The 13,324-nt window shown below is 70.3% G+C and carries 11 protein-coding genes, 1 tRNA gene and 1 pseudogene; 10 read left to right on the plus strand and 3 right to left on the minus strand.

What is annotated here, in order from left to right; all coding sequences use genetic code 11:
* Window positions 1-47 precede the first annotated feature (47 nt).
* Window positions 48-3,362, minus strand: a complete 3,315-nt coding sequence (locus C1701_RS16765; protein WP_337661753.1) for a LamG-like jellyroll fold domain-containing protein — start codon at window positions 3,360-3,362, stop codon at window positions 48-50.
* Window positions 3,363-4,436: 1,074 nt separating this feature from the next.
* Here C1701_RS16765 and C1701_RS16770 point away from each other — a divergent pair.
* From C1701_RS16770 to C1701_RS16805, 8 genes and pseudogenes are all read left to right on the plus strand, one after another.
* Window positions 4,437-5,291, plus strand: coding sequence for a helix-turn-helix domain-containing protein (locus C1701_RS16770; RefSeq protein ID WP_337661754.1), 855 nt, complete (start codon window positions 4,437-4,439; stop codon window positions 5,289-5,291).
* Window positions 5,288-5,479, plus strand: a complete 192-nt coding sequence (locus C1701_RS16775; RefSeq protein WP_103056195.1) for a DUF397 domain-containing protein — start codon at window positions 5,288-5,290, stop codon at window positions 5,477-5,479. The genes C1701_RS16770 and C1701_RS16775 overlap by 4 nt, the downstream gene beginning before the upstream one ends.
* 101 nt (window positions 5,480-5,580) lie before the next feature.
* Complete coding sequence (locus C1701_RS16780) at window positions 5,581-5,784, plus strand: DUF397 domain-containing protein (RefSeq protein WP_443098161.1); 204 nt, start codon at window positions 5,581-5,583, stop codon at window positions 5,782-5,784.
* 134 nt (window positions 5,785-5,918) lie between these two features.
* Complete coding sequence (locus C1701_RS16785) at window positions 5,919-6,215, plus strand: hypothetical protein (RefSeq protein ID WP_337661755.1); 297 nt, start codon at window positions 5,919-5,921, stop codon at window positions 6,213-6,215.
* A 177-nt stretch (window positions 6,216-6,392) separates the two neighbouring features.
* Window positions 6,393-7,139, plus strand: a complete 747-nt coding sequence (locus C1701_RS16790) for a hypothetical protein (RefSeq protein WP_026418435.1) — start codon at window positions 6,393-6,395, stop codon at window positions 7,137-7,139.
* A 1,320-nt stretch (window positions 7,140-8,459) separates the two neighbouring features.
* A pseudogene (locus C1701_RS28165) lies at window positions 8,460-8,639 on the plus strand (histidine kinase); the annotation flags it as partial.
* A 209-nt stretch (window positions 8,640-8,848) separates the two neighbouring features.
* Window positions 8,849-9,151, plus strand: a complete 303-nt coding sequence (locus C1701_RS16800; RefSeq protein WP_337661756.1) for a response regulator transcription factor — start codon at window positions 8,849-8,851, stop codon at window positions 9,149-9,151.
* 95 nt (window positions 9,152-9,246) lie between these two features.
* A tRNA-Ala gene (locus tag C1701_RS16805) sits at window positions 9,247-9,322 on the plus strand.
* A gap of 432 nt (window positions 9,323-9,754) precedes the next feature.
* Here the strand turns inward: C1701_RS16805 and C1701_RS27580 are convergent.
* Window positions 9,755-10,123, minus strand: coding sequence for a hypothetical protein (locus C1701_RS27580; RefSeq protein ID WP_337661757.1), 369 nt, complete (start codon window positions 10,121-10,123; stop codon window positions 9,755-9,757).
* Window positions 10,124-10,305: 182 nt separating this feature from the next.
* On the opposite strand from C1701_RS27580, the gene C1701_RS16810 reads away from it, so the two are divergent.
* Both C1701_RS16810 and C1701_RS16815 read left to right on the plus strand, forming a co-directional pair.
* Entirely contained in the window at window positions 10,306-11,127 is an 822-nt protein-coding gene (locus C1701_RS16810) for an SDR family oxidoreductase (protein WP_016696954.1), read from the plus strand.
* 40 nt (window positions 11,128-11,167) lie between these two features.
* Window positions 11,168-12,094: a LysR family transcriptional regulator gene (locus C1701_RS16815; protein WP_103056197.1), complete on the plus strand. Its 927-nt coding sequence runs from the start codon at window positions 11,168-11,170 to the stop codon at window positions 12,092-12,094.
* A gap of 494 nt (window positions 12,095-12,588) precedes the next feature.
* Here C1701_RS16815 and C1701_RS16820 read toward each other — a convergent pair whose 3' ends face one another.
* Window positions 12,589-12,900, minus strand: a complete 312-nt coding sequence (locus C1701_RS16820; protein WP_103056198.1) for a hypothetical protein — start codon at window positions 12,898-12,900, stop codon at window positions 12,589-12,591.
* Between the last annotated feature and the right edge of the window lie 424 nt (window positions 12,901-13,324).

Here is a 13,324-nt window from a genome sequence, read left to right on the forward strand (position 1 = left end):
GTTACCTCCTGTCGTGGATGGGACGTCCGCAGCGCATGGGGCCGGAGTCAGGGAAGCGAGAGGTGGTTGATCTGGTCCTGGTTGAGCACGCCGGAGAAGACTCGGACGTCGCTCAGCGAGCCGTGCCAGTAGTCGGTGTCGGCCTCGGTATAGGTGGCGCGTCCGATCTGGATGCCGCCCTCGGCGTTCCACGAGGACACCCGGTCGTCGCGGCCCGCGAGTTGGCCGTCGACGTAGAGGCGGATCTCCTCTCCGACCGAGTCGTAGACGCCGACGAGGTGAGTCCACCTCCCGGCCAGCGCGTGGTCGTCGCTCTCCGCCATGTCCATGCCGCCGAGTTCGCGGGTCCAGGGCAGCATGAACGCCCACTTCCCGCTCGACGGCCGGTACTGGAGGAGGGAGCCGCTGACGTACCAGCTGCCCATGCTCACCGCGGTCTGCGCGGACGCCCCAAGTTCCTCCGTGCGGACCCAGGCGGTGATGGAGAAGCTCTGCGAGGTGGCGACGACGGGAAGCCCGTCGACGTGGCCGGTGCGGCCGTCGAGGTCCAGCACCGGGCGGCCCAGGTAGGCGTCGTCCCGCCAGGTCGCACCACCCCGGACGGTGCCGGGGCGGTTCCACACCGAGCTGTCCTGGGCGGTGTCGCCGGTGCCCTCGTCCAGGCCCCATCGCCCCTTCAGATGGGACTCGTTGAAGATGCGGGCCACCTCGTCACCGGTGAGGGCGCGGTCGAAGACCTGGACTTCGTCGATCGCCCCTGACCAGAAGTCGGACACCTGCCCGTTCCACTGGGCGGCGCCGATGCGCACCGGACCCGCGGCGTTCCACGGGGAGCTCACCGAAGCGGTGTTCTGCTCGACACCGTTGACGTAGAGGGTGATCCGCTGCTCGGCGGCGTCGTAGACGCCGGAGAGGTGGGTCCAGTAGCCGTCGGTCTCGGCTGGCTCGCGGGACAGCGCTCGCGCCGTGCCGGAGCTGGACCCGTCGGCTCTGGGCAGGGCGAAGGCCCAGCGGTCGTCGTCCCGGGAGTACTGGAGGTAGTAGCCGGAGGCCTGGGTCGCGTCCTGGCTGACGGCGGTGCGGAAGCGTCCCTTGTCGGCCAGGTGCACCCAGGCGGACACCGCGAAGCTGTCGTCGGTACGGATGCCGGCGGTGTCCGTGGTGAGGTGGCCCGTCGATCCGTCGAAGTGGGGCGCGGTGTAGTCGTGGCCGCCGTCCCACCGGACGCCGCCCACCACGGAGGCGGTGTGCCCGTTGCCGCTGGAGTCCGGGGTGGTGGCACCGTCGAACTCGTTGAACTTCCAGCGGCTCACCGGCGGGCTACCACCGGAGACCAGGTACGTGTACCGGGTGATGGGGGAGAGGTTGCCGGCCTGGTCCTGGGAGCGGACCCACAGCGTGAGCGGACCCTCGCTGGTCGGGGTGACCAGGACGGTGGCCGGCCCGCCGATGCCGTCGGCCTCCACCGGGGTCGTCGGGTTGTCGTGTTCGGTGGAGTACAGGTAGCGGATGACGTCGTCCACGCCGTTGGCGTCGAAGGTGAACTCTCCGGTGCGGCCGATGCCGCCGCTCCACTGGTCCGGTGGGTACACGGTCGAGGACACCGCCGGCGACTGGTGTGGCGCGGTGGTGTCGATGGCCATGCCGCAGTACTGGGAGAACGGCGAGTAGACGCGGCCGTCGTGGGCCCGCACCCGCCAGAAGTAGGCCTCGCCGTCCCGCAGCGCCCCCGAGGGCACCGTGATCTCCGCGAATGACCCCGAGGGGATTCGGGACACGCTGCGGGTACCGGTCGCCGCCTGTCCGACCGGCCCCCACTCGAAGTGCGCGGTCAGCAGCCCGCCGTCGGGGTCGGACACCCGAGCCCGCAGGCGGGGCGTCGTCGTGGGTATCCACGGCCGGTTGGCGCCGACGGCGCAGGCCACCACACCTCCCTGCATCGATGGCTGCGATGGCTGGTTGGGGTAGGAGTTGTAGTCCACGACCAGCACGGGGTTGGGGCGGAACCGCTTCCACGCGTAGGTGTCGGACTCGTTGGAGGCCTGGAGCCCGAGGGTGACGGTTGACCGGTTCTCGGCGGCGGACTGCCGGACGGCCGCGGTGGCGTCGAACTCCACGTCGCCGGCCGGGCAGTTCGGCCCCCAGCCCTTGGTGTCGGTGGACGTGTGCAGGTGGCGGATCCGCGCGGGCCGGTTGTTCCAGGTCGTCGCGGCGCTGATGTCACCGGTCTGCCACAGCTCGGTCGCTCTCGGCGCGCACGACCAGGAGTGGCGGGACCAGATGCGCAAGGTGGCGGAGAGGATCTGCTTGCCCCGCACGGGTTCGGTGCGCATCCGGAAGTAGGAGCGGTAGGTGGTGCCGGTGCGGGACTCGTACCCGACCTTCGCGCCCTCGTCCCGGTCGTAGTTCCAGTAGGACTGCGCCGGGTTGGCCCGGTTCACGTGCGTCCAGGCCAGGGTGGAGCCGGCGAAGCCCGGGTCGAGGTAGACCGGGTACACGGTCTCGGGGTCGTCCAGGATGTCCCGGCGTGGCAGCACCGCCAGTTCGCCAGGGCCGGCCTCGACGGGCATCGCGACCTCACGTCCGGACCTGACGGGTGCGTCCCCGTCCCCTGCGTCGAGGGTGCCGGCCGTGTCCTCGAGCGGGGCGGAGTCCCACATGAACGGAGTGCCGGCGGCGAAGATCTCCTCCCCGTCGTCGACGACGGTGGTCACCCCGGACTCGGGATCGGTGCGCACCTCGGCGTCGCCGACGTCGAGGGTGTACGACAGGCGGTCCAGGGCGGGGTTCCGCGCGGCCTCCGGCGTGGTGACCACCAGGACCTGGGAGAAGCCCTCGATGTCCGCCCGCAGCTCCAGGTCCACACCGGGCAGCACGTCCCGGTAGGTGGCGGTGTCGTCGGACAGCTCCGGTTCGGGTAGTTCGTCCGGCCAGTCCAGTGCGAGCCGGTGGTCGTCGTAGGCGAGGGTGGCCATCGGTTCCCCGTGGCCGTTGCCGAAGGCGATGTCGGTGGGCGTGCGCAGGGTGCGCACCCTGCCGTCCTGGTCGCGGTGGAGCGTGGTGTCCACCGGCTGCCAGCCCTGGTCACCCAGCACCCGCACTGGCCGGGTGTACTGCTCGAGCGTCAGGGTGCCGTCGGGGGCGGCGAAGACCTGCGCCGTCTCCGTCCGGTACGCCTCGATCTCCGCCCGTTCTCCCGTGCGGGCGGCTTCGGCCACCGCCGCCCGTTCCACGTGTGGCGCCGCCGCCTCTCCGTTGTTGGTCTCCGCGGCCGCGTGGCCCGTGGCGACCGTCGCTCCCAGCGCTGTGGCCGCGCACAGGGCGAGTGCCGTCACGGCCCGCCCCCGTCTCTGCTCCCCCACCTGGTGACACCTCTGTGATTCCGGGTCCGGTCAAAACGACGTGAACCTAGAGCGGTGCGGCACCGTTCGGGTACGGAGTGTGAGCTTCATGATCAAAGAGGGGTTGTTTTTGGGAATCGCGTAACGAATGTCGCGGGGTGGAAGATGAATAGGCCCTTTTTGACTGATCGGAGAATGGGTTATTTTCCTACCGTTCAGCTGTCGGGATGGCAAATCATTGCCGAGGCGTGGGCTTCGTGCTGTCCTGGCCGGTTCGCCATTTCCCGGGAGCTGTGCCGGCGACTGGAAGACGCGCCCGGTGGGGACGCGGTTGCGTCGAACGGCATGGGGATGCGGCGGCATGCATGCAGGGGTAACGCCCTTCGGCGACCGAGGCCGGCTGCTGAGAAGGAAACGGGGTGCCGGACACGCGCCAGCCTCCTCCGCCGTCTTCCCTGGGCAGGGTCGACGCGCGGCTCGGGCTCGACTCCTGCGTGGGCGTGTAAGGCTGCCGTCGACCCGATCCGACGGCTTTGACCAGCTGGTACGGAGATCGTCCTGCCGTTCCGCCCGATGGGCGTGGGCGCCCATCCGGGCTGTGGCGCCGCTGCTCGGTGCGCACCCCGCGCTGCTGCGCCACCAGACGTGCCGCACCTCGGTCGAGGACGGCGTTGCCCGGTGTGGGCGCGCCTCGGGGAGTCGGGCGGCGCGTCCGGCCTGTCCTGGGCTCGCGTCGCGAGCAGTACGGCTACGGGGATCGCGTGAGTGGGTCGGGAGGAGTTGTGTGGAGGTGTGCGGTAGTGCTGTCGCCGATCGTCTCCACGTTCTCCCTTACGTCCGATGAGGATCGCGGTGATGACCAGGAGACCGGCGATTCCCAAGACAACCGTCCCTGTGAGTAGCAGGAAGGAGGGAGATCCGGGCATGGAGTAGCCTCCTGGTCTGGCGATTTGGTACTTGAACCGACAATCGGATCAGGTCTGGTTCATGGAACATTGTTCCACTTGTTCCACCATAAAATCCTGTTCCGATCGGTGGAGACAATCGCCCGATGAGGTGGAAGGCGAACGTGATCACGCCGCGTACGCTGCCAACATGAAGCGGACTTCCAAGTTGCGTACGCCGAGGGCTCGGGCCGTTGGGCACGCGCTCAGGACCGCGCGCGAGGACGCAGGAGTCGGCGTGCGGGAGTTGGCCCGCCGGCTGAGTACCTCACACACCTGGGTTGGCCGTGTGGAGCGGGCGGAAGTCATCCTCACACCCGAGCTCGTGGCGACAATCGTCGGAGCGCTGGAACTGCCGCGTGACCAACGGGAGGCGCTCATCAGCCAGACCCGGGACCTGCCAGCCGCGTCCCCGTGGACCCCTTCAACGTCCCTTCCTGGGCAACTTGCGACACTCATCGACTACGAGCGCGAAGCAGCTCGAGTTACCTCCGTCGCCACCCTGATTCCCGGTCTCCTCCAGACTCGGGACTACGCACACGCGATGATCTCAGCGGGCACTGGATCGTACTCGTCGAAAGACCTGGTGCTGACTCGAATGGGCCGGCAGGAGGTGCTGAGAGGAAAGAACGCCCCGGAGTACACAGCGTATGTGGACGAGTCGGCGTTGATGCGCCGCGTCGGCGGGCCAAGAATCATGTACGACCAGCTTGATCACCTTATCGAGCATCCACATGCCACGATACGGATCGTTCCCCTCACGATGGGCCCACAGCCTGGGCTTCCGGTCGGAGCGATGGGAAATTTCGGCCTGCTGGAGTTCGTGGACGCTGCGCCCGTCGTGTACCTGGAGCATCTGACGACGGGAACCTACCTCGATCGTCGAGCTGACACTGACGCCTACGCGACTGCGGTCGATACGCTGGCTGGGGTGGCGTTGTCTCCTGACGACTCGGTCAAGACCATCGCCACATACCGTGACCAGTACGAAGGGCAGGCAGAATGACCACGCAGGAACTCACCGGGTGGCGGAAGGCGCGAGCGAGTGGCCCACAAGGGGACTGCGTCGAGGTGGGCGGGGCGCCCGGCGTAGCGGGTATCCGGGACAGCAAGAACCGGGGTGGTGGTGTTCTGGTCGTTGATCGTCAGGTCTTCGCGGCGTTCATCGACGCGGTGAAGCGGGATTGGGTGTGACTCGGCGGGGCGCCTGTGTGGGTCCCTTGCTGTTCTGGGGGAGCTGCGTGTGGTGCTCGGTTGGTTGATCGAGAAGGGTGGGCTTCATGGTGCGGCACGGTATGACCGGGTGGCGCAAGTCAACTCGCAGCGATGACCAGTCCAATTGTGTCGAGGTGGGTGGGGCGCCGGGCTTGGCTGGGATTCGGGACAGCAAGAACCGGGGTGGTGGTGTTCTGGTCGTTGATGCTCGGCCAACCAGCGGCGGCGGTCCGGCAGGCTGGGCCGATCCGAGGGCGACACGTCCGCCACCGGCTCCGGGGTGACCCCGGCGCGGAGGTTGTCGGCGAGGCCGGCCACCACGCGCCCCAGGCCAGCCCGGTCGCTGGCGGCGGCAACCCCGTCCCAGGAGGCGGGGAGCGCCAGCAACCCGGCCGAGAACGGACTCCGGAGCGGTGTCGTGATCAGCAGCTCGGTGGTCGGGTCCTCCTCCCCGGCCACCTCCTCCGTCCCCACCCCGCCCTTCATGATCCGGGTGACAGCCTCGGCGAGCCGCGCCGCCGCGTCCTCCACGACGCCGTCGTGCACCGAGGGATGGCCGGTCGCGCTGTCCGTGGCGATGCTGTGCGCGGTCGCCTTCGTCCTGGCCGCACTGGTCCTCGCGGTGACGGAACTCCGGCAGCGCCGCCACCGCGCGTCCCCGACCGGCGGCCACCCCGAGGCGTGGCGGACGGACCCGCGACCGGGAACCACCTGAGGCCGACCGGTGGGGGCACGGCCCAGCCGACCCACGGGCGACCACGACGACCGGCGGAACGAAACGGCCGTGTCCGCGCGATCGTCCCGGCGGTCATCCCCACCGGAAGGCGACCGCGCGGCACCGCGGCCGACAATTCGCTGGACAGGAGGGTGCCCGGCTCCGCATCCTCGCGGGATGGACCTGCGCACGGTGACCATGGTGGAGCGCCCCGACCTCGAGAACGAGTTGTGGGAACTCGACAGTGGCTGGCCCGCCTTCATCGACCACGACCCCGTCACCGCGCTGCTCGACCTGGCCGTGGACCGGTTCCCGGAGTTCCAGCTCGTCGTGCTCGACGGTGACGAGGTGGTGGCCAAGGTCCACAGCGTGCCGTTCCACTGGTCGGACCGCGACCCGGACGAACTCGGCCCCGGCGGCTGGGACTGGGTGCTCACCACGGCGTTCCTCCAGGACCGCGAGGGGATCACCCCGAACGCGGTCAGCGCCCTGGAGATCTCCGTGCGGATCGACCTCCAGGGCAGGGGCCTCGCCGCGCGCGTCCTGGCGCTGCTCGCCGACAACTGCCGGCGGCTGCGGTTCGGCGACCTAGTCGCGCCCGTCCGGCCCACCCACAAGCACCAGCGGCCCCGGCAGCCGATGGGCGAGTACGCACGGGAAACCCGGGACGACGGCCTGCCCGCCGACCCGTGGCTGCGGGTGCACGCCAGGGCCGGGGGTCGTCTGCTCCGCCCCTGCCCCGCCTCCATGACCATCGCCGGCAGCCTCGAGCAGTGGCGTGAGTGGACGGACCTCCCCCTGACCAGCAGCGGCCCCGTGGAGGTGCCCGGAGCGCTGGTCCCGGTCGTGGTCGACGTCGACGCCGACCACGCCGTTTACGTCGAGCCGAACGTCTGGGTGCACCACGCACTCGACCAGCGGTGACCACCCACCAACGGACCCCGACGCCGGCCCGGCCACGTCACCCACCCGGCACGATCACCCCTCGACCCCGGATGCGCCGGGCGCGACGGCCGCGCGCCTCACCCGAACCGGCGAGGGGCGCACCGGGAGCCGGTGGGCAGCCGAACAGCGTCCAGATCCGGGAAGGCGCGGGACCGTCGGCCTCACGCGGACGGTCCTCGGTCGCGGCGGCGTCCCCGAAGGGACCACGGTGAGGACTGGGACTGGACGGCAGCGGATCGGCGGGGAACCGCGCTCACGGCATCGCGCACGCCCCATGCGGCCGACGGGTCAACCCCACCACGAGAGGACCGGCTCCTGGTCGCACCGCGTGGCTCAGGGGACCCGCGGGAAACGACCGGCGCCGGCCGCCGGTGACGTGCCGTCCCCTGGGACGGCCACGGTCGGGCACCGACGGCCGCCGCGCGATCGCCGCCGAGTACCTGATCAACCTCCAGGTGCCAGCGGAAGGCGCCACCTGCTCCCTGTGACGCGGGTGCGCGGCGGGCGGGAACGGGGGCTTCCGGCCGTGACCCGCCTGGTCGGACCCTGGGACGGCGAGCGCCGCACCCGAACCGCCGCGCGGCACTGACGCCGGAGGTCCCCACGTGCTGGCGCCGGTCCGAGGATCGGCTCCAGGTCGCATCCGGGAAGGACGTCGTGAGCTCAGGGCGGAGGTCCTCGCCCCGCCGAGGGGGAGTGGGCCGCCGGAACGGGCGCCGCTCCGTTTCTCGTGGCACGTCGCCACGGGGCGCGGAGCGGTTCCCCGCTCGGGTTTCCGACACCGCCTCGGGACCGATCGCCAGTGTGATCGGACTGCCGGGCGGTACGGACTCGCGGAGAACCAGTCCGTACCGAGACAGGGCCCCTGAGCCCACACACGATGACACGTTCCGTGCCTTCAGTCCCGAACGAAACCAATCCCCCAATCGTCCGCCCGCGCCTCCTCGCGAACCGTCGACACCACCCACCCCCGGTCCGGCGTCGGTTGTCCGCCGTGACCGGACGCCCTCGTTCCGTCCTGCTCTGACGACACCACGATGGTCGACCGGTGGCCCCGTGAGGACCATCGACCTCAGTGGAGGGGGGCGCGGGGCAGTGGATGTGAACGAGCGAGAGGTGCCAGGCCGGCTTCCTCACGAACGCGGAACGCGACACCGCCGGGGCGGCCTGACCGTGCCCACCCGATTCGACATCCAACTACCGTGGCCGGCCCGAACCCGGAAACCCCCGTGGCGGTCGGCCACGGAGCTCGACAACGCCCAGCGAGCCGCCGTCGAGATGGCGGGGCACCGGGAACGGATGCGGCTGGCGGAGGACCTGCACGACATCCTGGGCCACAGCCTGGAGGTGGTCGCGCTCAAGAGCGAGTTGGCGTTGCGACTCCGGGAAGTGGATCCGGAGCGGGCCGACGCCGAGGTAGCGGAGACGCACCGGCTGGCGAGGGCCGCGCTGCGGGAGGTTCGGGAGGTGGCGAGGGAGCGGCGCCGGACGGAGTTGGGTGCCGAGATCGTGGCCGTGACGCACCTGGTCGAATCGGCCGGGATCCGGGGAACGACCGTCGGCTTCCCGGCGGTTCCCGAGCCTGGGACCCCGGCCTCGGTGATCCTCGGCCGGGTGCTGCGGGAGGCGACGACGAACCTGCTCCGGCACTCCGACGCGACGCGCTGGCCAACGGAGCGCGCGGCTTCGTGCCGAAGACGTCGCCGGCGGCGCTGTTGGCCGATGTGGTCCGCCGGGTTCACGCCGGTGGGCGGTACGTCGATCCGGACGTGGCCGCCGACGCGTTGGCCGTGCGGGAGAACCCGCTCACGGATCGCGAACGCCAGGTCCTCGCGGAGGTGGGGGACGGCATCACCGCGCGGTCGATCGCCCGCGTCGTGCACCTCTCGCCGGGGACCGTGCGCAACTACCTCTCGTCGGCGATGGCGAAACTGGGGGTGGGGACGCGGTGGCAGGCCGCCGAGCGGGCCCGGGACCACGGCTGGATCTGAACGGTCCCCACCGGGGCCGCGGCGCCCGGCTGGGTGGGGGTGGGTGCACCCCCCTCGTCCGGGCGCTGCTATGCTTTCGACGCACAACGGAACACGGGGCTGTAGCGCAGTTGGTAGCGCGTCTCGTTCGCATCGAGAAGGTCAGGGGTTCGATTCCCCTCAGCTCCACCATAGAGGGCCTACTGGCGCCTCGAATCCGCTTATCGAAGCAGGCCCGTCTCCGGTGGAGACGGGCCTACTGGTGTCCTGGGTGTCGGGCTGGACGGCGTGGTGGTGAGCACCGCGGGCGCCGCGCGTTCGTGCTCTGCGATGCGAGGTCCTCGTCGATCAGACGATCGTGGCGGCCCGTGCTTCCGTCGCCCGAGCAGGTCGCGCAGCCGGGTGGGTAGCGACGACGCGGCATGTGGGGCCGGCTCAGGGATCGCCCTCTGCTCAGCTGGATGTTGGGCGAGGGCGGCGGCCGTACCGCTCCCTGTGCGCGTGGACGAGGGTTCGCACGAGGCTCGGTTTGGGGGCGCGGCGAATGTTCTCCTTGGTGAAACGCGCCTCGTCGGCAGGGTGTCCTGATTCCCGGTCGTCTTTCAGGAATGAGCGCGCGAAGAATCATTCCTCCCCTTCGGGAATCTCCCGATGGATGGTGGTGATCGTGACAGTGTCGCGTCCTACCTGGAGACGATTCGCCCTCGGTCGATGCTCGTGCTGGCTGACCAGGTCGGTGTGCTGGTCAGGCTGCCGCGTCGTCGTCACCGGTGCGCGGGCGACTATGAGCCGGGTATCCGGTGTGGGAACACCAAGGCGTTTCGGCGTGGCTGCTGAGATGATGTTCGCGCTGGGGCGGTGACGACGTCGGTGGGTCAGGGCATGTCGGTCCCGGGTCCACCGCCGAATGTCGGTATGCGAGCCGCGCATGGCAGCAGTGCGAAGGTATCGCTTGTCGTCATTCCTGTTCTCCCGCAGGGTGGTGGTGACCACCAGGTAGGGGATACGGGCACCGTGAACGAAGCGAAGAGCGGGTCGGGAGTGGGGCCGCTGATCTCGTTGACCGGAGTGGTGGTCAGGAAGGTCGGGCGAGTCCGTCGCGGCGTGGACGCGGTGCGATCGCGCGCCGGATTCCACTCGACACCACAAAGCGGAGTAGAGAACAGGGAACCAGCATGACCACGTGGTTGATCACGGGGGCTTCTCGCGGTCTCGGTCGCGAGCTCGCCGAACAGGTCCTGGAGCGCGGAGACAGGGTCGCCGCGACGCTTCGGGAGCCCGAGCGGCTCGACGGCCTCGTCGAGGAACATGGTGATCGGCTGTGGCGGAGGCAGATGGACGTCACTGACACCGCACGGATCGAGAAGGTACTCGGGGAGGCGTTCGCCGACCACGAGCGTATCGACGTCATCGTGTCCAACGCTGGTTACGGCGTCTTCGGTGCTGGCGAGGATCTCACCGACGCACAGGTCGAGCGCGTGATCGCCACCAATCTCACCGGCTCGATCCAAGTCGCGCGCCGAGGCGTCCCGTTGCTGCGTGACCAGGGTGGCGGGGTGCTCGTCCAGCTTTCGAGTATGGGCGGGCACATCACCTTTCCAGGATTCGCGATCTACCATGCCAGCAAGTGGGGAGTCGAAGGCTACTTCGAGGCACTCGCCCAGGAGATCGAGCCGTTCGGGATCAGGACCGTCCTCGTCGAGCCGGGCATGGTCCGGACGGGTTTCTACGACGCGGCCGAACGGGTCCCGGTCAGTGAGCCCTATCGCGGCGGGCCCGCGGACTTTCCCACACCGAAGGTCGACGGCATGGTCGGCAGCCAGTCGGGCGTCGCACACGCGATCATCGAGGCCGTGACGTCCGGTAACCCGCCCCTGCGGCTGCTGCTGAACTCGGATGCCTACGACGCCGTCACCTCCACCGTGCGGCGACGACTCGCTTCGTTGGAGAGCCAGCGGGACTCCTCCCGTGCGGCGGACGAGGAACGCACCCGGTGATGAGCGGAATCCGCCGCCACTGGAGCGGATACTTGCTGACATGTCCGAGGTGACGCTCGTTGGCTTGCGCGTGGTGGTGGAAGTCGCTCGACGAGGATCCTTCACCTCGGCCGCCGAGGCGTTGGGTTACACGCAGTCCGCCGTGTCACGGCAGGTCAGCGCGGCGGAACGCGCGGTGGGAAGCCCTTTGTTCGAGCGGCGGGCGCGCGGTGTCCAACCCACCGCGGCCGGTGAGATCCTCCTACGGCACGCCAGGAAGGTCCTCGCGCACCTGGAGGCGGCCGAACTGGAGGTGGCCGGCCTGCGGGACCGGATCGCGGGCCGGCTGGTCGTGGGGGCCTATCCGACGGCCGCCGCCGCGCTCCTGCCCCAGGCCATCGCACGCTTACGCGCGGCTCACCCGGCGTTGACGGTGCGGCTCTGGGAATCCGGCAGCCCCACTCAGATGCGCAGGCTACGGGCGAGGCGCATCGAGGTCGCGGTGGTGGCCGTCGGGGACGGGCTGCCCGACTACGACTTCACCGGCCTGCGCACCGAGGCGGTCCGCACCGGCAGCGGACTCGGCGTCGCGGTCAGCATCGATCACCCGTTCGCCGAGCGGGACGAGGTGGACACCCACGACCTCGCTGACCAGGTGTGGATCGTCGGTACGAGCAAGGAGGACGAACCGCAGTTCGGCGCGTGGCCGACGCTTGCCCATCCCACCATCGGCTACGGGACGCCAAGCTGGCAGACACGCCTGGGTCTCGTCGCCGCCGGCCTCGGCATATCCGTCCTGCCCGGTCTGGCGGCTGGCACCGTGCCCCGGGGAGTGACGTGGGTGCGTGTTCGCGATACCGCGTTCGTGCGACGGCGCGAAACCCTGCTGGTCACGGACGGAGACCGTTCCGCCGCCGCCAGCGCCTTCATCCGCGCGGTTCGCGACGGGCTCCCCACCCCGGCCGAGGCGACCGAGCCATCCTCGTGATCCGACGAGCAGGATCGGCACCCGGGCACACGCCACGCAGGTCGGGCGGTGTTCCCGCGCTCCGACCTCGCACCGTCGGAGCAACGCGCTTCCTCGGTCCGGGTGGTGGTGAAACCAGGCGGTGGCGGGCACGTCTCGACCTGGTCGGGGGTGCATGTGTCTCTGACGTTCCCGCCGGGCCCACCGCGACCTGATGCGCCGCCGCCGGGACGCCCGGCTCACCCAGTGGGGCGCGTTCCTCGGAGGAAGCGGTCGACGGCGGCTTCCACGAGGTCCAGCCGGTCGGGCGATATGCGCGTGGCGCATTCGACCGCGCTCCGTGTCGAACACCGTTCGACCTGGTCACCCGTCACCCGTCGAATGACTCCCCGGGCGGGTCCCCTGTGCGCGTCCTGCCACTCCTCGCCTCGCCGCCGCCCACCGCTGCCCCCTCCTCCGGCTTCGGCCCGGCACCCGCCTCGGGCGGATGCCGGGCGCAAGAGCTCAGGGACGGCTCACCCCGTGAGGCCGATGATCTCCAGGAGCGGGCTCCGCGCATGCCATCCCGCCCGGTCGAGCTCCTCGGACAGCCCCTGCGGGTTGTCCGGCCGGCTGAGCTGGTCGAGGACGTCGTCCAGGACCCGGCGGCGATCCACGACGTCGGTCACCTCCACGGCCGTGGCCGGAAGGTCGACGACCACCGACTCCTTGAGGTGCAGGGTGAGGCGGGGGTCGGCCAGCAGGTTGCGGTACCAGTCGCGGGGAGGCTCCGGGCTCCACGACCACGGAGCCGGTCGACCACGGAGCCGGTCGTCGGTAGGCCGCATGCCGAGATCATCGGCCGCCCTCGGCCCACGCCTCCCGTGCCGCGCTGACCGACCTGCCGAACCGGGCCCTCCAGGGGCGCGCCTCCCGGCCGGGACGACGGTGGCACCCGGCACGTTCCGCTCCGGCCGGGTGCGGCTGCCCGGCGGAGGTGCGCACGGGGACCACCCCCGGACCCGCCCGGCTCACCGGGTCGGAGCCGCCCTGAGGGTGCTCTCCCGCCCCACCAGGTCGTCGCGGGCCAGCTCGGCCGCTCCCACGATGCCTCCCCGACCACCCAGGGCGCTCACCTCGACGCTGGCCAGCGGGCGGTGTGCTGGGGCCGTTCGATGACCAGGCCCAGCACCGTCAGTTCCGCCGGCGTCAGCTCCATGAGCATATTCTAGTACTAAAATACCAGCCGATGTCCAAGAGGTCTCATGGCGA

The sequence above is a fragment of the Actinoalloteichus sp. AHMU CJ021 genome (genome assembly GCF_002895405.1).
Classification (GTDB): domain Bacteria; phylum Actinomycetota; class Actinomycetes; order Mycobacteriales; family Pseudonocardiaceae; genus Actinoalloteichus_B; species Actinoalloteichus_B caeruleus.